The organism is Pontibacillus chungwhensis, assembly GCF_030166655.1.
Lineage (GTDB): Bacteria > Bacillota > Bacilli > Bacillales > BH030062 > Pontibacillus.
The window spans coordinates 3,021,128-3,046,353 of record NZ_CP126446.1; the positions used below are offsets into that span (position 1 = coordinate 3,021,128).

The 25,226-nt window shown below is 40.5% G+C and carries 22 protein-coding genes and 1 pseudogene; 1 reads left to right on the forward strand and 22 read right to left on the reverse strand.

What is annotated here, in order from left to right:
• Positions 1 to 95: 95 nt before the first annotated feature.
• The 20 genes and pseudogenes from ytxC to QNI29_RS15815 form a co-directional block, all read right to left on the reverse strand.
• Positions 96 to 944, reverse strand: coding sequence for a sporulation protein YtxC (ytxC, locus tag QNI29_RS15720; RefSeq protein WP_231417423.1), 849 nt, complete (start codon positions 942 to 944; stop codon positions 96 to 98).
• 457 nt (positions 945 to 1,401) lie between these two features.
• Positions 1,402 to 2,328: a primosomal protein DnaI gene (gene dnaI, locus QNI29_RS15725; protein ID WP_231417424.1), complete on the reverse strand. Its 927-nt coding sequence runs from the start codon at positions 2,326 to 2,328 to the stop codon at positions 1,402 to 1,404.
• A gap of 35 nt (positions 2,329 to 2,363) precedes the next feature.
• The gene (locus tag QNI29_RS15730) at positions 2,364 to 3,779 is read right to left on the reverse strand and encodes a replication initiation and membrane attachment family protein (protein ID WP_231417425.1); all 1,416 of its coding nucleotides are present in this window, start codon (positions 3,777 to 3,779) and stop codon (positions 2,364 to 2,366) included.
• 129 nt (positions 3,780 to 3,908) lie between these two features.
• Positions 3,909 to 4,373, reverse strand: a complete 465-nt coding sequence (gene nrdR / locus QNI29_RS15735; RefSeq protein WP_036784465.1) for a transcriptional regulator NrdR — start codon at positions 4,371 to 4,373, stop codon at positions 3,909 to 3,911.
• Between the two features lie 23 nt (positions 4,374 to 4,396).
• Complete coding sequence (locus QNI29_RS15740) at positions 4,397 to 4,798, reverse strand: cytosolic protein (RefSeq protein WP_231417426.1); 402 nt, start codon at positions 4,796 to 4,798, stop codon at positions 4,397 to 4,399.
• A 179-nt stretch (positions 4,799 to 4,977) separates the two neighbouring features.
• Positions 4,978 to 5,355, reverse strand: coding sequence for an adenosylmethionine decarboxylase (speD, locus tag QNI29_RS15745; RefSeq protein ID WP_036784461.1), 378 nt, complete (start codon positions 5,353 to 5,355; stop codon positions 4,978 to 4,980).
• Between the two features lie 272 nt (positions 5,356 to 5,627).
• Positions 5,628 to 6,659, reverse strand: a complete 1,032-nt coding sequence (locus QNI29_RS15750; RefSeq protein ID WP_231417427.1) for a glyceraldehyde-3-phosphate dehydrogenase — start codon at positions 6,657 to 6,659, stop codon at positions 5,628 to 5,630.
• Between the two features lie 248 nt (positions 6,660 to 6,907).
• Positions 6,908 to 7,510, reverse strand: coding sequence for a dephospho-CoA kinase (gene coaE, locus QNI29_RS15755; RefSeq protein WP_231417428.1), 603 nt, complete (start codon positions 7,508 to 7,510; stop codon positions 6,908 to 6,910).
• Between the two features lie 12 nt (positions 7,511 to 7,522).
• Positions 7,523 to 8,206: pseudogene (gene ytaF / locus QNI29_RS15760) on the reverse strand (sporulation membrane protein YtaF); the annotation flags it as partial.
• 33 nt (positions 8,207 to 8,239) lie between these two features.
• Positions 8,240 to 9,067: a DNA-formamidopyrimidine glycosylase gene (mutM, locus tag QNI29_RS15765; protein WP_231417430.1), complete on the reverse strand. Its 828-nt coding sequence runs from the start codon at positions 9,065 to 9,067 to the stop codon at positions 8,240 to 8,242.
• A 14-nt stretch (positions 9,068 to 9,081) separates the two neighbouring features.
• Entirely contained in the window at positions 9,082 to 11,715 is a 2,634-nt protein-coding gene (polA, locus tag QNI29_RS15770) for a DNA polymerase I (protein WP_231417431.1), read from the reverse strand.
• A gap of 105 nt (positions 11,716 to 11,820) precedes the next feature.
• Positions 11,821 to 12,753 carry a protease modulator HflC gene (gene hflC, locus QNI29_RS15775; RefSeq protein ID WP_231417432.1) on the reverse strand — a complete coding sequence of 311 codons (933 nt, stop codon included), beginning with the start codon at positions 12,751 to 12,753 and terminating at the stop codon, positions 11,821 to 11,823.
• Complete coding sequence (hflK, locus tag QNI29_RS15780; RefSeq protein WP_370635465.1) at positions 12,746 to 13,726, reverse strand: FtsH protease activity modulator HflK; 981 nt, start codon at positions 13,724 to 13,726, stop codon at positions 12,746 to 12,748. The genes hflC and hflK overlap by 8 nt, the downstream gene beginning before the upstream one ends.
• A 188-nt stretch (positions 13,727 to 13,914) precedes the next feature.
• The gene (pnpS, locus tag QNI29_RS15785; RefSeq protein WP_231417433.1) at positions 13,915 to 15,669 is read right to left on the reverse strand and encodes a two-component system histidine kinase PnpS; all 1,755 of its coding nucleotides are present in this window, start codon (positions 15,667 to 15,669) and stop codon (positions 13,915 to 13,917) included.
• On the reverse strand, positions 15,662 to 16,369 hold the full coding sequence (locus QNI29_RS15790) for a response regulator transcription factor (RefSeq protein WP_231417434.1): 708 nt from the start codon (positions 16,367 to 16,369) through the stop codon (positions 15,662 to 15,664). The genes pnpS and QNI29_RS15790 overlap by 8 nt, the downstream gene beginning before the upstream one ends.
• A gap of 297 nt (positions 16,370 to 16,666) precedes the next feature.
• Positions 16,667 to 17,143, reverse strand: a complete 477-nt coding sequence (locus tag QNI29_RS15795; protein ID WP_231417435.1) for a MaoC family dehydratase — start codon at positions 17,141 to 17,143, stop codon at positions 16,667 to 16,669.
• A gap of 87 nt (positions 17,144 to 17,230) precedes the next feature.
• The gene (gene mdh, locus QNI29_RS15800) at positions 17,231 to 18,169 is read right to left on the reverse strand and encodes a malate dehydrogenase (protein ID WP_231417436.1); all 939 of its coding nucleotides are present in this window, start codon (positions 18,167 to 18,169) and stop codon (positions 17,231 to 17,233) included.
• Positions 18,170 to 18,193: 24 nt separating this feature from the next.
• Positions 18,194 to 19,465 carry an NADP-dependent isocitrate dehydrogenase gene (icd, locus tag QNI29_RS15805; RefSeq protein WP_231417437.1) on the reverse strand — a complete coding sequence of 424 codons (1,272 nt, stop codon included), beginning with the start codon at positions 19,463 to 19,465 and terminating at the stop codon, positions 18,194 to 18,196.
• Between the two features lie 145 nt (positions 19,466 to 19,610).
• The gene (gene citZ / locus QNI29_RS15810) at positions 19,611 to 20,726 is read right to left on the reverse strand and encodes a citrate synthase (RefSeq protein WP_231417438.1); all 1,116 of its coding nucleotides are present in this window, start codon (positions 20,724 to 20,726) and stop codon (positions 19,611 to 19,613) included.
• A 348-nt stretch (positions 20,727 to 21,074) separates the two neighbouring features.
• On the reverse strand, positions 21,075 to 21,548 hold the full coding sequence (locus QNI29_RS15815) for a DUF441 domain-containing protein (RefSeq protein ID WP_231417439.1): 474 nt from the start codon (positions 21,546 to 21,548) through the stop codon (positions 21,075 to 21,077).
• Positions 21,549 to 21,673: 125 nt separating this feature from the next.
• Between QNI29_RS15815 and ytvI the strand changes: the two genes are divergently transcribed.
• Positions 21,674 to 22,807 carry a sporulation integral membrane protein YtvI gene (gene ytvI / locus QNI29_RS15820; protein ID WP_231417440.1) on the forward strand — a complete coding sequence of 378 codons (1,134 nt, stop codon included), beginning with the start codon at positions 21,674 to 21,676 and terminating at the stop codon, positions 22,805 to 22,807.
• A gap of 60 nt (positions 22,808 to 22,867) precedes the next feature.
• Here ytvI and QNI29_RS15825 read toward each other — a convergent pair whose 3' ends face one another.
• Positions 22,868 to 23,260: an FxsA family protein gene (locus QNI29_RS15825; RefSeq protein WP_231417441.1), complete on the reverse strand. Its 393-nt coding sequence runs from the start codon at positions 23,258 to 23,260 to the stop codon at positions 22,868 to 22,870.
• Between the two features lie 167 nt (positions 23,261 to 23,427).
• The gene (pyk, locus tag QNI29_RS15830) at positions 23,428 to 25,194 is read right to left on the reverse strand and encodes a pyruvate kinase (RefSeq protein WP_231417442.1); all 1,767 of its coding nucleotides are present in this window, start codon (positions 25,192 to 25,194) and stop codon (positions 23,428 to 23,430) included.
• Positions 25,195 to 25,226: the final 32 nt, after the last annotated feature.

Here is a 25,226-nt window from a genome sequence, read left to right on the forward strand (position 1 = left end):
TCTCGTTCTTATCCTCATCATCACTGATCATAAATGAAATTTAAACTTTATAGAAGTTAGTATAATGGGAATAAATCCGAAAAGCAAGCCCATTTTTAAAACGGAGATAATCTTTTAAATGGAAATTTTGTCAGCGGGAGAAATTCAGCTCTTTCTTGAAAGATGTTCATCACGGTCAGTGTCTTCGCATCACTTGGGTCATTCCCATAAATGGAAAGTTTGTCTGGCGCAAGTGCCATAATCGGCGTAAGATCAAGCTCGTCTTTACCAAGCCCAAATAAATATAAAGGGTGATCGGCTGTTAGTCGCTCAATTTCTTCCAAAGCGTACCTATGACCTTTCTGGGAGTAAAATATAAACGGTTGACTTTGAACGATTGTTAACGCCTCTACTTTTGAAGGTGTCACCTGTAAATACTCTCTTAAATGTTGGATATAGGACTGGTAATCCTGTTCCCTTTTATACTCATCAATCGCTTCCCCCACAACCTCAATTAATTCATCGTAAAAACGTTGTAGTCGAAACTTTATGATTGAATCAAACGCAAAACCCTTCCCTTGCCCCAATGCCTCTTCAAATGCCTTAGTTAGTCGATCCAACGCTTGTCTATGACGATGAGAAGAAGGATGATCTTCCCCCCATGCATCTGGCTCGTCCATAAAAGAACAACACAATTCATATATGTGAGCTACTTCATCATCGTCAGTGAAGTAGTAGCAATTCCGTATGATGTCTGTCAGCCATGATCGTTCTCTATGTATGACATAGACGTGGATTAGCCCTTGAACAATACGAGCTTCTTTCCCCTCATTTTCATCAACAAGAACAACATGACCCCATTTTTTATGATAATGCCATTGCACGCTCATTTCTTCATTCTGCGCGAATAGAAAATCACAGAATGATAAGGCTTCTTCTTTGTAAGAAAAATAGATCTCGGCCAACGTCTTCCCTCCCTCCTACAGTGGTACACGAAACTGTTACAGTATATGGGAAGGAAACAAGAAAAATGATTATTCTGTATAAAAAAAACTCTCCGTGGATTCTTTACGACACTATTGGAACACAAAAATGACGCGAACTTACCGACGGTGGTAAGTAATCTCCTCCCTCTTCTTAGGCTAGAGGCCGTTATTCAAATTAAATCAGGGCTTTCCCGGGGACTGCGAGACTCCCGCGGGGTAAGGAGCCTAGGGGAGACCCCACAGAGAGCGAAGCGAGCGAGGAGGCTTCCCAGCTCCCCGCAGGAAAGCGAGTTGTCCCCGGGAAAGCCCGAGCACATATAAACGTAACGGCCACTTTCATACTTGAATGTCTCAGCTTAAAGTATTTATCACTACCGCGGAACATTAAAAAGCAGCTCAAGGAGAGAGGCCGGGGCCTTCTGCTTGAGCTGCTTTTTTAGTTACGTCTATTTTGTCCAATCACTTCTACCGGGTTACTCACTTGCTTAATACGTTCAATGATGCGGCCTGCTTTTAGTTGCTCAACATCTCCACGGTTGTTCGTCATCAGGTGCTTTTCGAGTTCTTCTAAGTTGTAATTGGATGTAAAGAACACAGGTAAACGTTCCATCATCCGATACTGTAGGATTGAACCTAAAATCTCGTCACGGAACCATGAAGACATGGATTCGGCCCCAATATCATCTAACATAAGAACCGGAATTGTTTTAAACTTTTCTACCTTCTCTTTTAACGTATTATCCCCTAATGAGGATTTCATCTCACGAACAAGTTCAGGCATATAAATAAGATAAGAGGCAATTCGTTTATTAGCCAACTTATTCGCAATGGCACCTAGAAGGTGCGTCTTTCCAACACCAAATGGACCGTGGAAGTAAAGTCCTTTTTGCCCTTTTTCTGTCTCTGCATTCTCTGTATAGTTCATAGCTTGACGAATGGCTTCATACCGATCATCGGGATCCAGGTCTTTAAACTTAGCTTCCACGATGTCTTTAGGCATGTAGAGACTATTGATGAAAGAACGTTTCTCCTCTTGCTGCTGAGATTGTCGTTTACGAGGACACATCTCATAGGTTAAACGAATCTCTTTCCCCTGAACATGGAGATTCGGAGAATAACCTGAGACTAAATTTTGACAATTCTCCAGAGAAGGACATCCTTCACAGCGCTTGGATTGGGATTGATACTCATATAGTTTCATTAAATGTCGTTCTACGTCTTGATGAGAGAGGTTCGGATGTTCCTGCAAAATTTGCTGAATATCAGGATCTTTCAAGATTGCCTCGCGCATACTTTGGTAATGCTCTTGAAAGTTCTTACTTTCCCTCATCCATTTTTTCAAAGCTGTTTGGATCGGTTCCATTTCACTCATCCTTAAATCAAATTATTCGTAAACCATTAATCATCCATGTTTTTCAAAGCTTCTGCCAGCTCTTGTTTTTCACGCTCAATTTCAGAGGCAGATTTCCCGCTTTGACGTTTAGGGTCTTGGTTGTCACTTGACTGACCTTTTTGATCTTTAAACCAATCAGGAAGGACGTCTTGCTTTTGGTTCTTGTTATAGGAACGCTTCCCTCCGCTTTTACGGTTGTTTGCCCATTGTTGATACTTTTTATTCTCCGTTTTTGCAACACGCATCGCATGGCGCACGGTTTTCACCTGAAGTCTGGTCCAATGCCCTGCGATGGTTTCCATATAGTTTTTTGATAATTTCATATCTGTTTTAAGTAATACATAATAAATTAACACATTCATGACCCCAGGTGTTAATCCCTGTTGAGTCATAATATCACGGATCATTCTTAAATCCTTCTCAGGAGGCTCCGCGCCACCGGACAGATCTTGCAATAATTCTCGCGGGGAAATATGTTCAAGACGTTGTATTAACGCTTCCTCTTTATTGTCTGCTTGCTGCTCTTTCTGTGGCTCTTGATTATGATCCGTAACCGCTAACGAATCACGCTTGTGAGTCACTTGCAGATCCTCACTTTGACCACCCTTACTTTGGTAAAGATCATGACAAGCTTCTTTTAACTCAGATAAGTCCAATTGGTTTTCATCATTCAGAGCCCATAGTATGGCTTTCTCAACGTCATTAGTAGTTAGATTATACAACAAAGATAGCTGAGAAATCACTTTTTGATTCCGATTAGTAAGAATACTTTGAACCGGGAGCATCCGTTGATCAAGAGATTGCTTTACGTAGGAAAAATCAATTTGACTTTCCTTGATATTAGCACCCTGGCTCTCCACCAGGTCCTGATCTTGTTCTTCAAACTGGGAAGGGGGTACTTCAGTAGCAACCGCCCCCATTGAAAATACATATTCAAAAGACGACGTCACCTCTTCCCCTTTTTCATACGAAGAAGATTGGCCAGAAAACGTACGTTGTAATCGTTCGTACTTTTGTTGACCAAGATGATGATATAGTAACAAGGATAACATCTCGTCCGCAAAGAATTCACTCGGTGTGAATGGGCGAAGAAGGATATACGTGTATAGATTGTGCTCCTCAGATTGATCAACAAAAGTTCGAAGAAGCCCAATGGCTTCTAATCGTTTCCTCGCTTCATAAATATGATTTAACGGGAGGTTGAGATAGCTCATCAATAAATGGTGAGTACGAACGTCTCCGGCCTGTTCTTGAAGATCATATTCAGACAGTAACGTCTGGTATAAACTAATGGACTCGTTCCCAATCAATGGCTGATATAAATGAGTCAGGGATGTTGTGAAATCCATGGGCATGCTACGGGCTACCTTTAAACGAAATCCGTCTACAGGCAAAAGCTTCCCAATTGATGTATGTTCCATAAAACTCCCTCCTTCCTCATATTCTTGGTGTATTCATTCTATTCTATTACGTCATGAATGGTAAATCATTCAACGACGTCTTTATTTGACCCCTAAAAAAAGAAAAGAGCCAAGCGGCCCTAAATCTTATTACCCTTCTGGATCTTGTTTAATCAAATCTTTTAATTCATCAAGGAATACATTAATATCTTTAAACTGTCTATATACCGAAGCAAAACGAACATAAGCTACCTCGTCTATATGAGCTAGTCGGTCCATAACCATCTCGCCGATTTCCTTACTGTTTACTTCGGAAACACCACGGTTTCTTAATTCCCGTTCAATTTCCATGGCGATCGTTTCAAGTTCATCAACAGCAACAGGGCGCTTCTCACAAGCTCGAATTAAGCCTCTCATTAATTTCTCACGACTAAATTCTTCTCGTGTTCCTTCTTTCTTCACCACAATTAGAGGAACTTCTTCGATTCGCTCAAAGGTAGTAAAGCGAAAATGACATTCTTCACATTCGCGTCTGCGCCGAATCGACTTCCCCTCTTCAACGGGGCGTGAATCTAACACCCTAGTGCTCTTATAATTACAATTAGGACATTTCACAGAAAAATCAACTCCACATTTCTCTACATTTTATGAGCCATACTCGTTTCTAAAAACGGAAGTAATTTTTTCATTTCTTCCTGCTGTTCTCGAATCAATTTATGGCTGTACCCAAAATCAAAAGGCAAAGTAGACTCAGTCGTCACTGAAAAATCGACAGCCGTACGCAAGGGTTGAACCATAACGACACTAACGACAATAAACGCTTTCTTTCCCTTTACTGTTTGAAGGCTCATCTCTCCATGCTCCTTTGAGGATGACATTACCTTATATTTATTCGAATTTCTATAATAATCCTCCAAAAGGGGAAATGCCTTATCTTTAGTAGTCTTAAAATAGTGTGTGCGAATCATTTCATTCCAGTGTTCTTCACTTGTTTCTGCATGATTTGTAAAATATGTTGAAAACCATTGTTTTATATTCATAAACGTCCACCTCTAACCTATTATATCAAAAAATCGAAAAGGTTAAATACAGACTTCTGTCAAGAATTTCACTTTTTTCGGTTCAAATGTCGGAATGCGTAGTTCGGTGACGATTTTAAATTCTTGCAAAAAAAAGAAAGTACTCTTTAGGAGAGTACTTTCTTTCGAACAATTATATATTAGAGTACGTTGAATTTCTTCACTTCGACTGGTCCCATTCCTCTCGGGACCTCTACGGTTTCTTGTGTTTTAGCTTCTAATGATTGCGCAATATATTGAGCTGCTACATTAGGATCAATGCGATCCCCGCACGTGTATACGTCAATACTTGCATAGCCATGTTCTGGAAAACTGTGAATGGTTAAGTGAGATTCAGAAATAATAACGACGCCACTTACGCCGTGTGGTGCAAATTTGTGGAAAGCAACTTCACGAACTTCCGCTCCAGCTTTCAGTGCAGCATCTACGAAGATTTGTTCTATCATCGTCATATCGTTCAGCTTTTCCGTATTACAATCCCAAAGTTCTGCAATTACATGTCTACCCATTGTGTCCATCGGTAGTCCCCCTTTAAAACCAAAAAAGTTTACTTCTAAACGTCAAGCTTATGCACTACCACGGGGGCAAGTTAGTCCTAAGAGGTCCTAACCCTTTAAGCAGTCATAGGTTCGCCGGTATTTCAGAAGTTCAAAAGTTAGTATATAGTGTTTCCCTGTAATTTGCAATAAGTTTTTTTACTCACCCAAATTAGAAACGTGGTGCTGTAAGCTTTGTTAGTAGTATAAAACACTAAAGGGGGAATATCCAAATGATTTCACACGTTAGAATTTCAGGAAACACGCGCTTCCTTCCGTGCAGCTAAATGAGTACCAACAAACTTCACAAGGTCTAGCACTCGCTTAGAGTAGCCCCATTCATTATCATACCAAGCCAAAACTTTTACTTTCCGGTCATCCATTACGATTGTGGATAGCCCATCTATAATAGAAGAGTATTCAGATGTTGTGTAATCAACCGACACAAGTGGCTCATCTGAATAATGAAGAATGCCTTTTAAATCATTTTTAGAAGCGTGTAGGAACGCTTGATTGATTTGGTCTGCAGACACGTCACGCTTAACGTCAACTACTAAGTCGACAAGGGAAACATTAGGTGTTGGAACACGTAAAGCCATGCCATGCATTTTCCCATTTAAATGGGGAATTACTTCACCAAGAGCCTTAGCTGCTCCTGTAGAAGTTGGAATGATCGACTGTGTACATCCTCTGGCACGCCTTAAGTCTTTATGAGGGTTATCTAAGTTCTTCTGATCATTTGTAAACGCATGAACCGTTGTCATCAGGCCATTCTCGATCCCGAATTGCTCATCTAACACCTTCACAACCGGAGCTAAGCAGTTCGTTGTGCAAGAAGCATTTGATAACACATCGTGCTCCTTATCATTGTAAACGCTCTCATTTACGCCCATAACAATCGTAGCATCGACTTCTTTGCCAGGTGCCGTAATCACAACTTTCTTAGCCCCCGCTTCAATATGCTGCCCAGCCGTTTCTTTCGTTTTAAACTTCCCGGTAGCTTCTATAACAATATCCACTTCATACTCTTTCCAAGGAAGCTTAAGTGGGTCGCGTGATGCGAAAAGGTGAACTTTCTTTCCGTCTATTTCAAGACCATCTTCAAGCGCTTTCACTTCTCCTTGAAAATGACCATGTACGCTATCATATTTAATTAAATGAGCTAACGTTTCTGGAGGGTAGCTGGCATTGATGGCAACAACCTCTACCTGCTTATCTAAAATCGCCTGGCGAAACACCATTCGACCAATTCGACCAAAACCATTAATAGCAACGCGTGACTTCATTCTGCATACCCCTCTCATTTATGATACACTTTATTGTTATTTCGCATGAATAGTATAACACAATAAAGATTTCCTAGGGAGTGAATTGTGCGTTTTTTTCCAAACTTTATTAAACTATATGCACATCTCTCTCATTCAATGAGAAGGAATGGGTGTTACAGCGGTTACCTATAGAATTTTATAAGATTAGCAAAAGCTGTGCTGACAAGAAAAGAGGTCATTCTTGTTAAAAGAACAACCTCTTTCGGTCAGGATAATATATTCCACTGTCGTAGTATGGCTTCTAGTTGATCATAGGTCTCTCTTTTAGAGCCGTTATTGTCAATAACTTCATCCGCCATACGCACCTTTTCGGTTATGGATAATTGCGAGCGTATGCGGCTCAGGGCTTCTTCTTTAGAACTCTCATCACGCTCCATTAAGCGCTGCAATTGAACTTCCTCATCTACCGCTACGACAAGAGTTTTGTCGACATAGCCTGTTAAGTTGCTCTCAAACAATAGAGGAATATCTAAAACAACCGCCTTGTCCCCACGGTCTAAATAGCGGTCTCGCTCTCTAACCATTTCCTGCCTAACAGCCGGATGAACAATGTCATTGAGCTGCTTTCTTTTACCTTCGTCATTAAAGACGATTTCTCCAAGCGCCTTCCGATCAAGCGTCCGATCGTCTCTTAAAATCCCTTCTCCAAACACACTTACCACTTGGTTATAAGCCTCACGCCCCGGTTCAACCACCTTGCGTGATAACTTATCAGCATCAACGACAGGAATATTATACTCCTCAAACATAAGAGAAACTGTACTCTTTCCTGTGGCAATACTTCCTGTCAATCCAATAACAATACCCATCCAATGCCTCCTTTACGTAAACTTCAACATCCCAATAATAATAAGTAACAACCCTGGTAAAAAAGTTAACCGCTGAACCCACTTAAAATAAGATAACCAGTAGCCACACTTCAACCCAATCCAAAGAAAGGAACTACTCATAAATGCAATTAATAACGCTGTCGTAATGGGAGAAAAGCCAAACATCGCTGCGCCGATACCGGCACCAAACGCATCAAGGGAAAGAGCAATCCCTAAAAGAAAAGCTTCAATTCCATTAATGGATCCTGAACGATCTATATCAGCACTCATTGGCTTCCTTAATATTTGAATCACGATCCCAAGCGATTTAATCTCCAAGTTGAATATATAGGAACTGGGATCTTTGGTCTCAGTAGGTTGATCAGTACGAAAAAACTGATAAAGCACCCAAATTCCGATTGCAATTAAGATTCCTCCTCCAAACATTTCAGTAATGTGCGGAGAAAGAAAATGGGCAATGACTTTTCCAATCATCATAGATAAAAAGAATGAAACCGCTGAAACCAAAGCAATTACTCCAATGGCCCGTAGCGAAAGCCCTACTTTCCGTAATCCATACGTAAATCCAACTGTAAAGCTATCTAAACTTACTGCAAAAGCAAGTAGAATGAGGGTAGTGAATGGTGCCATAGCCGGTAAGCTCCTTCTCTCATATTTACGCATAGTATATGAAAGGAGCCTACCCGCTGTTACTGTCTTAACAAGGGTTTACTCTGGTTGGCACTGAAGGCAGAAATGAGTACCTCTGCCCCCAACTTTGGTCTTTGTGATCACAGTTCCACATCGTTCGCATGGTTCATCCTCACGACCATATACTTTTAATCGCTGTTGGAACATCCCAATCTGTCCTTGTGTATTCACATAAGTGCGAATGGTTGTCCCCCCTTGCTCAACAGCTTCTTGAAGGGTAGCAACAATTTCACCATGTAAACGAACAGCTTCTGCTTTAGTGACATCTTTCCCCTTCCGCTCTGGGTGGATAGAGGAACGATGGAGAGCCTCATCTACATATATATTCCCTAGGCCGGTTACGATCACTTGATCCAATAAAGCCGTTTTCACATGTCTTGATGTCTTCTTAAGCTTTGTATATAAGTGGTCAGGTGTAAACAGCGGGTCAAACGGTTCTGGTCCTAATTGATCCAAAGGGGGACTATTAAATTCTTCTCCAATCGGGTAGATATGCATAGTCCCAAACTTCCTTACATCCTGGTAACGGAGTTCTGTTCCATCTGTAAAACGGAAAACGACATGAGTATGCTTAGCCCTCTCTTCATTCCCCTGAAAAACACCATACTTTCCTTCCATTCGAAGATGAGAGATCAACACGTCCGTATCAAGATAAAACAACAAAAACTTGCCACGTCGCTTCAAATTGTGAATGGTTTGCCCCTGTAATCGTTCTTTAAAAGCTTGAGGGTCTTTAGGACGTTGAATTATATTTGCCCAAAACACCTCAACATCTTCAATCGTTTTCTCAGTTACAAGATGTTGTAACGTTTTCTTGATGGTTTCGACTTCTGGTAACTCAGGCAACGCCTTTCACTCCTTTATTTAGCATCGTACCATGTTGTTCCTTTAGCAGAATCAACAAGCAGTGGCACATCTAAGTCAACTGTATTTTGCATGACTTCAGAGACGATCTCTTCAAGCTTTCCAAGTTCTTCTTCTGGAGCTTCAAGAATCAATTCATCGTGTACTTGAAGAAGAAGGGTTGCTTTTAATTGTTCCTCTTCCAAACGATGATGGAGATCGACCATCGCCTTCTTGATGATATCAGCAGCGGAACCTTGTATAGGTGTGTTCATCGCTGTACGTTCTGCGAAACTTCTACTATTAAAGTTACGACTTGTAATATCAGGCAGGTACCTTCTTCTGTTCATGAGGGTGGTTACATACCCTTTCTGTTTTGCATCAAGCACAATTTCGTCCATGTAGTTTTTTACACCTGGATAACTATCTAAATACCGTTCAATAAATTGCTTCGCTTCTTTACGACTAATTCCTAGACTTTGAGAAAGTCCATACTCACTTATTCCGTATACAATTCCAAAGTTAACTGCCTTAGCTTGTCTTCTCATTTGATCGGTTACATCATCTTTATCAACATGGAATACATCCATAGCCGTTTGTGTGTGGATATCCTCATTATCATTAAAGGCTTTAATCAGTTTCTCATCCTCAGCAATATGCGCTAATACTCGAAGCTCAATTTGAGAATAGTCTGCAGCGAAGATGTACCACCCCTCTTTTGAAGGGATAAAGGCTTGCCTGATTTTCTTACCTTCTTCAAGACGTATTGGGATATTTTGCAAGTTCGGTTCTGTGGAACTTAATCGTCCTGTTTGTGTTAACGCTTGATTAAAGCGTGTATGGATCATCGCATCATCATGGACTACTTTCAACAATCCTTCGATGTACGTAGACTTCAGCTTCCCTAACTGACGATAAAGGAGAAGCTTTGGAATGATTTCGTGCTGATCACTTAGCTGCTCTAATACGTCTGCGGATGTAGAATAGCCTGTCTTCGTCTTTTTGATAACAGGCAGTTCAAGCTTTTCGAATAAAATAGGCCCTAGCTGTTTCGGTGAATTTAAATTAAACGTCTCACCGGCCAAATCATGGATCTCAGCTTCTAATTGGTTGAGGCGCTCCTCAAGCTCTGCTCCCATTTCTTTCAGACGATCGACATCTACCTTTACACCCGTATGTTCCATTTCCCCAAGTATTAATGCAAGTGGCATCTCTAGCTCATCATAGAGTTCCCATTGTTCATTCGATTGTAATTGTTCTTCCATAACCGACTTTAGCTCAAAGAGCATATTCGCTTTACGAGCAACATGACTAGACAAGGAAGAGATTTCAGGCACTTTCATTTTAGCGCCTTTACCATACACTTCTTCATCAAATTGAATCTCTTTATATCCCATACGATGACTAATTGATGGAATGTCGTGATGGTTCTCGCTTGGGTTAGTTAGATAAGAAGCGAGTAACATATCGAAATCTATACCACGGATCTCTATTCCATGACGCGTTAGGGCCACAGAGGTTTTCTTTGCGTCAAAAACAGCTTTTTTATTCTGACTGTTCTCTGCCCAATCTTTAAATAGTTCGGACTCGACCGCAACATCGGCAGGAATAAAATAAGCTCCCTTTTCATGAACAAGGCCGATACCTTCTATGTTCGCGGTATGATAGTTGTCCCCTAGCATTTCGACTACAAGAGCTGTGGAGGAACTCAGGTGCTCTTCCTTCACCTCATCGAGTACGGTGACCTTTAATTCAGGGAGAGACTCCTGGACTTTCTCCGCTTCCTCTTCTCCGCCGATTCGGCTAATTAGAGATTGGAAACCAAGATCTCTAAAGAAAGCACTCACTTTCTGATATTCATACCCTGTATACGTAACATCTTCTAATCCAATCTCTACAGGTGTATCTACGTTAATCGTCACCAGCTGTTTACTCATAAAAGCATTTTCTTTATTTGATTCAAGCTTTTCTTTTAGTTTCTTCCCGCTAACCTCTTCAAGACCTTCATATACGTTTGATAAGGTCTCAAATTGTTTAAGCAGTTTTACAGCCGTCTTTTCCCCAACACCTGGAACACCTGGAATGTTATCAGAACTATCCCCCATCAGGGCTTTCAAGTCGATGATCTGATCTGCACGAACTTCCATTTTCTCTTCTAAGTAAGAAGGAGTGTATGTTTCAACATTGGTGATCCCTTTTTTCGTTAGCGCTACAGAAACTTGATCCGATACGAGTTGCAATAAATCACGGTCACCACTAATGACCTTGACTTCCCACTTCTCCTCTTCTCCCCTCTTCGCAAACGTTCCAATAATATCATCCGCTTCATACTGGTTTAGTTCGTAGTGCTTTATTTGGAAGTTATCCAATAACTCACGTAAAAGAGAGAATTGCTCAGAAAGCTCTGGTGGAGTCTTTTGACGACCTCCCTTATATTCTTCATAAGTTTTGTGACGAAACGTCGTCTTTCCTGCGTCAAATGCTACAAGCATATGTGTCGGATTTTCTTCTTCTAGTATTTTTAACAGCATCGTTGTGAACCCGTAAACGGCGTTTGTATGTACACCTTTATCATTGTTTAATAGCGGCAGAGCAAAAAAAGCTCGGTAGGCTATACTGTTTCCATCAATAAGAACCAGTTTATTTGTCATGTCTACACTCCTTCGTTCGTTTGCATACCTTTTCCACAAAAAAAAGGCGACTTGTTTCCTTTATTCTATCATGTTCCATAATAGAAGGAAAAAGTCGCCCTTTGTCTATTCAAAATATCCCGTTAAGTTCCTTGCATATGGTGAGTCTTGCGGAAGGATGATCGTCGTTTCCCCATTAATCGTTTTCTTGTAGGATTCAAGGGTCCGGTATAATTGGTAAAAGTCTTCATCTTTAGAGAACGATTCATTATAAATTTTAGCCGCTTCCTGTTCTCCTTCAGCTCGAATAGCTGCAGCTTCAGCATTAGCTTTTGAGAGCATTTCTGTAACTTCTCGATCAGTCTGAGCGATAATACGATTTTTAGCTGCTTCCCCTTTTGAAAGGTACTCTTGAGCTTTTGATTCACGCTCAGAAATCATATTCCGAAATACGGTTTGTTCATTCTCATCGGGCAAATCGGTTCGTTTAATTCGAACATCATCCACCCGAATCCCAAACTCATCTCGAGCGAGTAATTGATTTACTCGTTCAGTAATACGCTTGTGCAAGTCTCCTCGCGAGGACTCTTCATCATTTATAATTTCTTCATAGTTCATCTGCCCTAACTCGGTACGGATAACAGAGAAGATAAATTCCCCCATACGAGCTTCTGCTCCGATCATGGTTCTGGCATTGTTAATCATCTTATCAGGATCAACAATATGCCAAATGGCGTAATTATCAATAATCATTCGTTTCTTATCAAGGGTATTGATTTCTTTCTCATTTACGTCATAGACCATTTTTTTCTTCGGTAGAGTACTAACCGTCTGAATAAGAGGGAGTTTAAATTTAAGACCAGGCTCATCTTCAATTCTTACAATTTCACCAAATTGACGAACCACTTTATATTCTCCTTCTTTCACAATCATGACACTACTGATAAGCGCTACGAGTAATAAGATCAAAATGATAAGACTTAATCCAATCTTAATCATCCGCTTCCCATAGTTTGAATTCGACTCATTCTCCATTTCCATCACATTCTCATCACTCATTATCTGACCCTCCCTCTTTCGGTGTTGGTTGAACGGAGGAAGGCTTTCCGATCGGTAGGTACTTGAGCGTATTCCCATCATCATTCATAATATATAAGTTTGCATTCGGGAGCACATCTTCAAGGGTTTCAATAACGAGTCGTTCTCTCGTTATTGCAGGAGACTTCTTATAAGCTTCATAAAGAGCATTGAACTTAGCTACATCTCCCTTTGCCTCTTCAATGCGAGCTACCTTGTCGCCTTCTGCACGTGAAATAATCGCATCTTTCTCCCCTAATGCTTCTTCGTACTTTTCGTTACGGTATTTCTCTGCTTCATTTCTTTTGGTGTTACTCGTCTCACGGGCATCCGTAACCTTTGTGAAAGCTGTGCGTACTTCTTCATCCGGAAGATCCACCTCTTGTAACTTTACATCACTAACCGAGATTCCAATATTATAATCTTCAACTAAACGGATTAACATTTCACGGACTTCATTTTCGATTTCAGCTTTACCGGAAGTTAAGGCCTCATCAATCTCAGAAGTACCAATGATACTTCTTAGAGAAGCGGAAGTAGCGTTATTTAAAGCAAGTTCAGGATCTTGTGATTGATATAAATATTTCGCTGGGTCCACAATCTTCCATTGCACGACGAGGTCAGCAAGTACAATATTCTCATCACCTGTTATCATTTGGACCTGCTTCTTATTGCTTTTATCATCCTGTGAATAGCCAAAGTTCAAACTAAATGTTTCCTTCGACAGCTTTTCCACTTCTTGAATGGGCCAAGGCATTTTAAAATGAAGCCCTGGTTCAGTTATGCTTTCTTCTGCGTTTCCGAACGTTAGAATAACAGCTTGCTCAGATTCATCAACCGTATACCAACTTGTGATCCCCACTATAATAAGAACAATTGCCGCTACCCCCATAGCGATCCAAGTATAGATTTGTTTTAACGTCACCCGTATCCCCCCTATTCTTTTTATTTCCATTCATTTACGAATTAAGGAGGAAAAAGGTTCCGAAAATTCTATGTGAAGAAAATTGGTGCTTTCTTAAAAAAAGACATAAAAAAAAGACGGAGGCGGGTTGACCTCCGTCAGTTAAGAAAACACCTTGGATGAAAGGGTTTCATAAAGATACTATATCAAGGAATTATTTACATATAATTAATTCAATGTTAACGTTTTGTAAACTTTTTAGGTAACGTAATATGAAAGGCTGTTCCTTTTTGATATTCACTTTCCACATCAATCGTACCATGATGCGCTTCCACAATATGCTTCACAATCGCCAGCCCTAAACCTGTGCCACCTGAATTTCGACTTCTGGCTTTATCTACTCGATAGAATCGTTCAAAAATACGCGGTACATCTTCTTTTGGAATTCCAATCCCACTATCCGTAACGGAAATAAGGAAAGAATTCTTCTGGTTCTTTAATTCGAGTTTAATGGTTCCTCCACTTGGCGTATAGTTAATCGCATTCGTCACAAGATTAATAACCACTTGCTTTAAACGGGCTGAATCCCCGTCGATATACCCTTCAGTGTCCACATATTGCTCGATTTCGATGCCTTTATGATTGGCTTGTTGTTCAACTATTGGAATAACATCTTTTACTAATGATTGTACAGAGATATGCTCTATATTTAATGAGAATTCTTCCTTCTCTAACTTCGAGAGCTCTAAAAGATCATGAATAAGCGACTGCAATCGTTCACTCTCTTTCAATATGATCGTAATAAACTGTTCCCTTAGGCCTTCATCTGACATTGCTCCATCAAGTAGCGTTTCTGAAAAACCTCTAATAGACGTAATTGGCGTCTTTAACTCATGTGAGACATTCGCAACGAAGTCTTTACGCATTTGTTCGAGATTCTTTAATTCAGTGATGTCATGGAAAACTAGAACAACACCCTTCCACTGATTGGCCTCATTAAAGATTGGAGCCCCTAATACTTCAAGAAATCTTCGTTCGATCTGGAGGGGAAGTATGAAGGAATGGCGTACTTTATCTTCTGTCATAAATACTTCTTTAACAGCTTTATGAATCTCCGCTTCTTCCACTGCTTCGTAATATAAGTGCCCTAAGTACTTTTGTTCGTTATCGCCAAAATGCTCTAAAAAAGCACGGTTCACAAGATTGATGTACCCTTTCTCATCAATTAACATAAGCCCATTCCCCATGTTATTAATAACGGCTTCTAAACGATCCTTCTGCATCTCCTGCTGCATCGTCATCTCTTGAAGATTGCGCGCTAACACATTGATCGAAGACGTAAGTACAGCTGCCTCTCCATAATTCCCTTCATAGGTTCTGGCTCTGTAATTCCCTCTTGCAAGCTCATCGGCTACATTAGACGCAGAACGGATCGGTTTAATATATTTCTCAAATATATTTCGTCCGAGCGTTGCCATAACCAAAATACCAACCAGGAGAGTAATCCCAATAATTACCCAAATGTTACTGGTGATATGGGTTAAAGAATCAATCTTTAGCACAAGTACAAGTTGCCCATTCAACGCACTATTTTCCGCTTCGAAAGGATAGAAAAACATATGGTCTTTCAAATATCCCTCATGCAAAGGACTAAAGCCTGCTTGCTGAGTATTCATATACGAATCTACCGTGTCGACTTCCCCGGTAGTTAACGATAATACTTGCTTCGTTGTATTTAAAAGAACTTGTCGATTCTCAGAAATAAAAACAAGGCCGATATCAAGCTGCGTACTAAGTTCTTCAAGCGTACTTAAATCTGAGGCATCTTCCACAAATTCAGAAAGATAAACAGCTTCATTCTCAACCCGCTCTTCAATAACATCAACAAAGAAATTCTTCGTGAGTTGAGCCAGGACCAAACCAAGACCTAACATGAGGAGAATTGCTAAAATGGAATACGTTAAAAAAGGTCTTGAATCATACTTGTTACGCATCTTTAGAAGGATCCTCCATCTTGTAACCTAAGCCTCTAATTGTTTTAATATAGACGGGTTTCTTTGTGTCTGGTTCAATCTTCTCTCTTAAGTGACTAATATGAACATCCACAATTCGGGTATCTCCAACAAAATCGTAATTCCAAACAGCGCTTAGTAATTGATCCCTGGATAATACCCTACCTTTATTTTTAGTTAGATAGAGAAGAAGTTCGAATTCCTTAGGAGTCAGTATGAGAGACTCGCCTTTAACCGTCGCCTCATATTGTTCAGGAAAGACTTTTAAGTCAGCAATGTGAATGTTGTCATCTTCTTCGGTAGTTGTTTCACGCATACCAGACCGTCTTAAGATCGCCTTAATACGCGCTACAACTTCACGAGGACTAAACGGTTTTGTTAGGTAGTCGTCTGCTCCGAGTTCTAGCCCTAACACTTTATCAAATTCATCATCCTTAGCGGTTAGCATTAGAATAGGCGTCTGAACTTGCTTCTGTCTAAGTTGCTTACATACTTCCATCCCATCCATTTCGGGGAGCATAACATCTAATACAATAAGATCAAAGAATTGTTCATTAGCTTTCTCTAAGGCCTCAGCACCTGTATAGGCTACTTCCGTTTCAAAGCCTGATTGTTCTATATTATATTTTAACAACGTTACAATCGATTCTTCGTCGTCTACGATTAAAATGTTTTGAGCCATCTCGCATCCACCTCTATTTCTTTTTCTACCTTCATCATACAATGAATCACAGTTTTAATAAAAGCACATTTAGGGAGTTCATACTTTTCTTTACAATAACTTTACAATTATTTAACGGGGGAATTCCCCAGATATCCTCCCCCCATTATGTGGAATTGCATTCGTTAAAACGTTTAGCTGCGACCCTCTATCTAACCTGCCTCCCCCCATAAACATACTTTTTAACAATAATCCCCATTTTTAATGTATATAAAAATCCCTCTATTTTTCATAGAGGGATTTACTTAAGCATTCTTCTTAATAGAAATTTTCCAGTGAGCGAGCTGTCATGGATTCTGGTTCAAAGGCTGGGGTAACGGTTAAGGTACCTGCGATGACCTCTTCGCTGTCTTCGTTTTCTCCGTGCACCTGAAGCTTTACGTTATGTTCGTGTTCATTGACTTCGGTTACTTTGACCGTGATGGTTACTTCTGAATAGTGGTGTAAGGGGGTTGGGTAACGAAGCAGTTGTTCTGTAATATGGCATCCTGGGCCAGGCAAGTGTGAGGAAACCAGGGAAGACACCATTCCGTATAGCATTACCGATGGCACTAAAGGACGCTTATAAGGAGTCTGTGAAGCATAGTCATGTTGAATGTATAACGGATTGGCATCACTTGTTAATCCGAGATAAAGTAAGATATCTTTATCTTCAATGGACATCGTTTCTGTGTACACTTCTCCAACCGTAACTTCTTTTATTTTTTTGCCAAGCTTTCTTCTCTTGCCAAGCATATTCTCCACCTCCAAAAATGTAAGCGTTTTCTTATGTTTGATTAGAAAAGCTGTCCTAATTCGAGGACAGCTTTTCTTGGATTACATTTATTGTACTACTTCCATAACTTTTTTAACAGAGTCAGCAGATTTATCTAACTGAGTTCTTTCATCCTCTGTTAGGTCAAGCTCAATAATTTCTTCAATACCATTTCCACCTAGGATGGTTGGTACGCCAAGATAAATATCTTTGTATCCGTACTCTCCTTCTAAATAAGCAATGGCAGGTAAAACACGACGCTGATCTTTCAAGATCGCCTCAGCCATTTCCGTTAAGGAAGCAGCAGGAGCATAGTAAGCACTACCATTACCAAGTAAGCCTACGATTTCGCCGCCGCCTTTACGAGTACGTTCCACAATTTCTTCTAGACGTTCTGAAGATATAAGCTTCTCAAGTGGAATTCCACCTGCATAGGAATAGCGAATAAGTGGTACCATATCATCTCCGTGCCCACCAAGTACAAAACCTGTAATATCTTTAACAGATAAGTTTAGTTCTTGAGCAATGAAAGTACGGAAACGAGCTGTGTCTAACACGCCACTTTGGCCGATGACACGATGTTTCGGGAAACCAGATTCTTTAAAGACTGAATAGGTCATAGCATCAACAGGGTTTGTTAACACAAGAATCGTCGTTTCCGGAGAATGGCGAACGATTTCCTTTGTAACAGTCTTCATGATTTTTGAGTTCGTAGCGACTAAGTCGTCACGACTCATTCCTGGTTTACGAGCGATTCCAGCGGTAATGATCACAAGATCAGAGCCAGCTGTATCTTCATAGTTCGATGTCCCTTTAATGTCTGCATCAAAACCTTGCACAGGGCTAGCCTCAAGCATATCCAGCGCTTTTCCTTGAGTTGGTTTTTCCATATCGGGCACATCAACAAGCACTACATCCGCAAGCTCTTTTTGCGCAATCATAAGTGCTGTTGTTGCTCCAGTGAAGCCAGCGCCAATAACGGATACTTTTCTTCTTTGAATGGCCATATTAATCCCCTTCCAATCCTAAGATTAGTCCATGTTTTTGATAAGTGCATCACCGAATTCGGAACACTTCACTTCAGTAGCACCATCCATCATACGAGCAAAGTCGTACGTTACGGTCTTATTACCAATTGTTTTATCCATAGCTTTAGTAATAAGGTCTGCTGCTTCTCTCCACTCAAGGTGTTCAAGCATAAGTACACCAGAAAGAATAACAGAAGATGGATTCACTTTATCCATACCCGCGTACTTAGGTGCAGTTCCGTGAGTTGCTTCAAAAATAGCATGGCCTGTTTCAAAGTTAATATTAGCACCAGGAGCAATACCAATTCCACCTACTTGTGCAGCAAGTGCATCAGAAACGTAATCTCCGTTAAGGTTCATTGTCGCAACGACATCAAATTCTTTTGGACGAGTTAAGATTTGTTGTAAGAAGATATCTGCAATCGCATCTTTCACAATCATCTTGCCTTCAGCTTCAGCAGCATCTTGTGCTTTGTTCGCAGCTTCTTTTCCTTCTTTTTCAACGATTTCGTCATACTGTCTCCATGTGAAGACTTTATCACCGAATTCTTGTTCAGCTACTTCATAGCCCCATGCTTTGAAGGCACCTTCAGTAAATTTCATGATGTTTCCTTTGTGAACAAGTGTTACATTGCGGCGACCTTCACGAAGCGCATATTCAATTGCAGAACGTACAAGACGCTTAGTTCCTTCTTCAGAAATCGGTTTTACGCCAATTCCAGACGTTTCAGGGAAACGAATATTATGTACGCCCATTTCGTTTTGTAAGAAGTCGATTACCTTTTTCGCTTCAGGTGTTCCTTTTTGCCACTCAATACCTGCGTAAATGTCTTCTGTGTTCTCACGGAAAATCGCCATATCCGTATCTTGTGGACGCTTAACAGGTGACGGTACACCTTCAAACCAACGTACAGGGCGTAGACAAGTGAAAAGGTCTAACTCCTGACGTAAAGCAACGTTTAATGAACGAATACCTCCGCCAATTGGTGTTGTAAGAGGCCCTTTGATCGCAATTTTGTAATCACGGATTGTATCAAGTGTTTCTTTAGGAAGCCATTCGCCAGTCTTATCGTAAGCTTTTTGACCTGCGTAAACTTCTTTCCATTCGATTGATTTAGTGTCGCCATATGCTTTCTGAACAGCTGCTTCAATTACTTTACTCGCCGCAGCCCAAATATCTGGTCCGATTCCATCCCCTTCAATATATGGAATGATAGCATTATTTGGTACGTTCATTTCGCCATTTTCTACTGTAATTTTTTCAGCTTGTGTCACTGATAACCCCTCCTAAATCATTGCAAATATTCTCACTATAATCATATCATACGAATACTAAAATCAAATAATAAAAAAGTTCAAAAGGGTAGACTTAAGTCGGCCATACCGTTCTCAAAAGCCTCCCTTATGCTAGTTTCATAGATTAACGATTTTCAATTGGTGTATACGTTTGGCCTGTTGGCCCTGTATACTCAGCACGTGGACGGATCAGACGGTTATTGTCATACTGTTCTAAAATATGCGCTAACCAACCAGAAGCACGACTCACAGCAAATAGTGGTGTGAACAAGTCATGGTCGATACCAAGGCTATGGTAAACAGACGCGGAATAGAAATCGACGTTGGCAGGAAGCCCTTTGTGCTCTTTGATATAATCTTCAATTTTCACTGACATGTTATACCACTTCGAATTTCCGGTAAGCTCAGTAAGTTCACGAGACATTTCTTTCAAGTGCTTCGCACGAGGATCCCCGTTCTGATAGACACGGTGCCCCATACCCATAATCTTTTCTTTGTTTTCAAGCTTTTCTTTAATCGCATCGATCGCGCGATCTTCATCGCCAATCTCTGTCAACATTTTCATAACGCGCTCATTCGCCCCACCATGTAGTGGTCCTTTTAACGCCCCGATCGCGGAAGTAATACCACTATAAATATCTGATAAGGTCGCCACGCAAACACGCGCTGTAAAGGTAGAAGCGTTTAACTCATGGTCAGCATGAAGCACAAGTGCTTTATTGACAGCTTCCACTTCAAGATCTTTTGGTTCTTCATCATTAAGCATGTACAAGAAGTTCGCTGCAAAGCTTAAACCTTCTTTTGGTTGAACGGGTTCTTGTCCTCTACGAATACGAGCAAAAGCTGTAACGATTGCTGGCATTTTTGCCTGAATGCGGATCGCTTTACGCTTATTTGCGCTTGCTTCCATCACGTCGGCCTCTTCATCGTTTAACCCTAGAATGGAAACGGCGGTGCGCAACGCTGCCATAGGGTGAACCGATTCCAGATCATATGATTTCAGATGGTCGACCACTGATTGAGGAATCGCCATCTCTCTATTTAACTCACCCTTAAAGTGATCAAGCTCATCCTTTGTAGGTAACTTCTTATTCCAAAGAAGGTAGATCACTTCTTCAAAACTAGAATTTTGAGCTAAATCATCAATGTTGTACCCCACATAGGTGAGTTGGTCATCAATAATAGAACTGATAGAGGATTCCGTTGCAATAATCCCTTCTAAACCTTTTGTAGCTGCCATTGATACTCTCTCCTTTTTTCCCTGTTTTTTCCCCGTATACGTTCCCTATGTAAAATCAAAGAAAACGCTTAACATATTTATTAAAAAATTTTCAGGATATCATCCCCATAAACAATTATAAACAAATATCAGATTTTTGTGAAATGAAACCGTTTAATTTTCTGAAAAAATCTACAACGGATATGGGAATTATTCCTTTAAATCAGGTGATTAAAACATCTATTTTCCTTAAATTTCTTTAACTGTTCACCAACAAAACAAAAAATCCTAATAACATTTTATCTTTTTCTGAATCTATAAAAAAGGAAGTTCTCTGCTTATGAGAACTTCCCTAACCCTTTTTCTTTATTAGAATAATTTAACAATACTATCAACCAACTTCATCGCCATATAAGCTATCCCCGCCCCAATAAGGGGGCCAACGGCAACACCATTAAAGAAAACAACAGCAAGAATGGTTCCAATGATCAAAGCAGTTGTTAATTGTGGGTCGCTTGCTAGCAAGCTTAGTCCATCCCGTGCAACAAAAGCGACAAACATTCCTGCTCCTAAACAAATCCAAGCATAATAAGACTTCACACTTCCGGCGAGTTCTTTAAAACCAATTTCTCCTGTAGCAATAGGAATTAAGACTGAGATCGTGATTATCGTCACACCAATACTCATTCCTTTTGATTCAAAGAACGGGAACACCTTCTCATCTAATTTAAAAAGCTTTAATCCAGCTAACACGTACACAGCAATCATAATAGATTGATTTTTTCCAATGAGTCCTAATAAGAATAATATAAGTAAGAAAATAGTAGACTGTGATATAACCATTTGTTCCCCTCCAACTTTACTTTAAGCAAAAACCATATGTAATCTTATCACACCCCTATTCATTTAAACAAAGCGTTCTATTTGCAGTTCCTTTCACCATTCTATAGAGGAGGAAAGTTAAAGAGATGGATCAAGACCAAGTCTGGCTAATTTTAGCTCGTGTAATAAGAAGTCTATTGGTTGGAATCATTCTGATCTCAGCTATTTATGCGACCTTTTTATTATGGACATACCTTTATCCTTTTATTATTGCTCTATGCATTGCTTATTTAATTAACCCTCTAGTAACGGTATTAGAAAAGCGTCTCCACACCCCAAGAAGCCTGGCTGTCTTTATTGCGATCTTACTCTTACTAGGAGCCATTATCGGGATCATTACTCTCTTAGTAGTGGAACTCATTGACGGCTTTACGTATCTAGGAATGCAGCTACCCGATCATTTTAAAACGTTAATCTCTTACCTTGAAAACCTATTAACGTACCAAATTGTCCCGCTGTATGAACGACTGACTTCCTTTATGAATACCTTAGACGCCTCTCAACAACAAGAAATCATCACTCAGATCCAAAATGTCGGGGCCAATATTGCCCAAAGTGGGGCTGAATTACTTGGGGAAATTCTAAACGCCATCCCTTCTTATCTTAAGAAACTTCCGAACTTCGCGACTGTGTTAATTTTTTCATTGCTTGGCACCTTCTTTATCAGCAAAGACTGGTATAAGCTTGGTAGGAGAATTAAGCAATTCACTCCTTCTAAAGTAGCCGAATCGGGTGTGAATGTTTTTGACGGGCTGCAAAAAGCACTTCTTGGTTTTGTTAAAGCTCAATTCACACTGATTTCCATAACAGCCTTCATTGTTCTCCTTGGATTACTTATCTTACGGGTTGAATACGCTGTAACCATAGCCATTCTAACAGGAGCAGTGGACCTCCTTCCTTATTTGGGGACCGGGTTTGTATTTGTTCCATGGATTGTATACATGTTCTTTACCGGAAACTATTTTCTCACTATTGGACTCTCTATTTTATATACCATCGTAATCATTCAACGACAGATGATGGAGCCTAAAGTGCTTTCATCAAACATTGGATTAGACCCTCTTGCGACGTTAATGGCTTTATTTGTAGGCTTTCAACTCTTTGGATTCCTCGGGCTTATCATTGGTCCAGTTTCGCTCGTCATTATAAATACTCTTCATCAAAGCGGAGTCTTTAAAGAGATATGGGGATACATTATAGGGAAAACAAGTTCTTTATAAAAACAAAGTAATAAAAAAAGTCCAGAATCGAATTCTGGACTTTTTACATAAACTTCTCTTCTATCTTCTAAATATCGTAATCGTTCCATTCTCCATCATGCGCTTGACCGCCTTTTGGAGCGAACGTTTTAATGGCATTCGAGTGATCGGGAGGAGCAGAATGAAACCAATTGCGTCGGTAATAAAACCAGGTGTAAACAACACCACGGCCCCAATTAGGATACAAACCCCGTCAAAGATCTCCTCTTGTGGAACCATACCGCGCTGTACATGATCTCTTGCGCGATTGAGCGTCTCCATTCCTTGCTTCTTAGCTAAAAACGCTCCAAGGATCCCTGTAGCAATAATGAGCAGGATAACCCACCAAGGACCTACAAGGTTTCCGGCCCAAACAAGCACTCCGATCTCAAGTGCCGGGACAACTAAAATAAAAATTAATAACCAACGAAACACAAGAATCTCCCTTTCACATAAACTTTACGTCCATTATACATGAAAACGATTCGTAATCCTAACGTCTCCTCAGAGGTATGTGGCATCGGCCCTTTCCAATTGTCAGGAGGCTTGTGTGCCTATAAAAAAAGACCAAGGGAATAACCCCTGGTCTCTTGTAAAGAGTCTTATAGGACGCTTGCATGACCTTGATAGATGTCACCACGAGCTGAATCAATCGTAATTTCATCACCATCGTTAACAATTGTAGTTGCTTCAGAAACGCCGACAATAACCGGGATTCCAAGGCTAAGACCTACTACAGCAGCATGAGAAGTTAGTCCACCTTCTTGTGTAACAAGACCGCTTGCTTTTTCAATCGCAGGCATCATTTCTTTATCCGTACCGATTGTAACAAGGATGTCTCCTTCTTCTACTTTACTGTTTGCTTCTTCAGCCGTTTTGGCAATAACTGCTTTACCGAAAGCAGATTTCTTACCAATGCCTTGTCCTTTTGCTACAACGTCCCCTACTACGTGTACTTTCATAAGGTTTGTTGTACCACTTTCACCTACAGGAACACCAGCAGTAATGATTACGCGGTCACCGCGGTTGAATGCGCCAGTCTTAAGTCCATTTTCAATTGCTTTTGTAAGCATATCGTCTGTAGACTCAGAGCGTTCTCCTAATACAGCATGAACACCCCATACAAGGGATAGCATGCGTTGTACGCGCTCATCAGAAGTAACAGCTACAAGTGGAGCCTTCGGACGGTATTTTGAAATCATCTTAGCTGTATAGCCGCTTTCTGTTGGAGTTAAGATAGAAGCTACGTCTAGGTTCATCGCTGTATGAGTAACAGATTGGCTAATAGCATCTGTAATCGTCATATCACTCGTACGAGAAAGGTTGCTTAGGATCATTTGATGATCAAGGGCAGACTCTGCACGCAATGCAATGTTGTTCATAGTTGTTACAGCTTCTACAGGGTAGCTACCTGCAGCCGTTTCACCACTAAGCATGATGGCATCCGTTCCATCAAAAATGGCGTTTGCAACGTCACTTGCTTCGGCACGTGTAGGACGTGGGTTACGCTGCATAGAATCAAGCATTTGTGTTGCTGTAATAACTGGTTTACCAGCTTGATTACATTGACGGATTAATTCCTTCTGTACAAGAGGTACCTCTTCAGCCGGGATTTCTACACCAAGGTCACCACGTGCCACCATTAGGCCGTCACTTACTTCTAAAATTTCTTTAATATTGTCAACGCCCTCTTGGTTTTCAATCTTTGGAATGATTTGAATGTGAGTAGCGTCATGTTTCTCTAACAATTCACGAATTTCAAGGACATCAGAAGCGCGACGAACGAAGGAAGCAGCGATGAAGTCTACACCTTGCTCAATACCGAAGATGATGTCAGCAGCATCTTTATCCGTGATTCCAGGTAGGTTTACGCTCACGTTCGGAACGTTAACACCTTTTTTGTTTTTAAGCGGTCCTGAGTTTAGGACACGAGTACGGATTTCGTTTTGTTCTTTTAGTACTTCAATTACTTCTAATTCAACTAATCCGTCGTCTAGAAGAATTTTTCCTCCAACGTGAACATCGTTGATTAGTCCCGGATACGTTACAGCGAAGCGATTCTCGTCACCTTCAAGTTCTTCATCCATAGATACATTAATTTCAGAACCCTTTTCAAGGTAGATCTCGCCTTCTTTAAGTTTACCAGTACGGATTTCTGGTCCTTTTGTATCTAAAAGGATGGCTACCGTATTACCTGTTTGTTTGGCAGCTTGGCGAATATTTTGGATGCGTGCACCGTGCTCGTCAAAATCTCCGTGAGAGAAGTTCAGGCGAGCAACGTTCATGCCCGATTCCATTAGTTCCGTTAATTGCTCAACGTTCTCAGACGCTGGTCCAATCGTACATACAATCTTTGTTTTCTTTTTCATTGTAATGATCCTCCTCAAAAGTCTTCATTTTA

Bases quoted from the DNA above. Each gene is read 5' to 3' on its own strand.
- QNI29_RS15790 (WP_231417434.1), bottom strand. From the start codon at position 16,369: ATGGCTCAAAACATTTTAATCGTAGACGACGAAGAATCGATTGTAACG.
- QNI29_RS15795 (WP_231417435.1), bottom strand. From the start codon at position 17,143: ATGCTTGGCAAGAGAAGAAAGCTTGGCAAAAAAATAAAAGAAGTTACG.
- speD (WP_036784461.1), bottom strand. From the start codon at position 5,355: ATGGACACAATGGGTAGACATGTAATTGCAGAACTTTGGGATTGTAAT.
- citZ (WP_231417438.1), bottom strand. From the start codon at position 20,726: ATGGCAGCTACAAAAGGTTTAGAAGGGATTATTGCAACGGAATCCTCT.
- hflK (WP_370635465.1), bottom strand. From the start codon at position 13,726: ATGGAAATAAAAAGAATAGGGGGGATACGGGTGACGTTAAAACAAATC.
- QNI29_RS15730 (WP_231417425.1), bottom strand. From the start codon at position 3,779: ATGGAACATACATCAATTGGGAAGCTTTTGCCTGTAGACGGATTTCGT.
- pnpS (WP_231417433.1), bottom strand. From the start codon at position 15,669: ATGCGTAACAAGTATGATTCAAGACCTTTTTTAACGTATTCCATTTTA.
- polA (WP_231417431.1), bottom strand. From the start codon at position 11,715: ATGACAAATAAACTGGTTCTTATTGATGGAAACAGTATAGCCTACCGA.
- QNI29_RS15740 (WP_231417426.1), bottom strand. From the start codon at position 4,798: ATGAATATAAAACAATGGTTTTCAACATATTTTACAAATCATGCAGAA.
- QNI29_RS15750 (WP_231417427.1), bottom strand. From the start codon at position 6,659: ATGAAGTCACGCGTTGCTATTAATGGTTTTGGTCGAATTGGTCGAATG.
- QNI29_RS15815 (WP_231417439.1), bottom strand. From the start codon at position 21,548: ATGGTTATATCACAGTCTACTATTTTCTTACTTATATTATTCTTATTA.
- hflC (WP_231417432.1), bottom strand. From the start codon at position 12,753: ATGAGTGATGAGAATGTGATGGAAATGGAGAATGAGTCGAATTCAAAC.
- dnaI (WP_231417424.1), bottom strand. From the start codon at position 2,328: ATGGAACCGATCCAAACAGCTTTGAAAAAATGGATGAGGGAAAGTAAG.
- coaE (WP_231417428.1), bottom strand. From the start codon at position 7,510: ATGGGTATTGTTATTGGATTGACAGGAAGTATTGCCACAGGAAAGAGT.
- ytvI (WP_231417440.1), top strand. From the start codon at position 21,674: ATGGATCAAGACCAAGTCTGGCTAATTTTAGCTCGTGTAATAAGAAGT.
- mdh (WP_231417436.1), bottom strand. From the start codon at position 18,169: ATGGCCATTCAAAGAAGAAAAGTATCCGTTATTGGCGCTGGCTTCACT.
- pyk (WP_231417442.1), bottom strand. From the start codon at position 25,194: ATGAAAAAGAAAACAAAGATTGTATGTACGATTGGACCAGCGTCTGAG.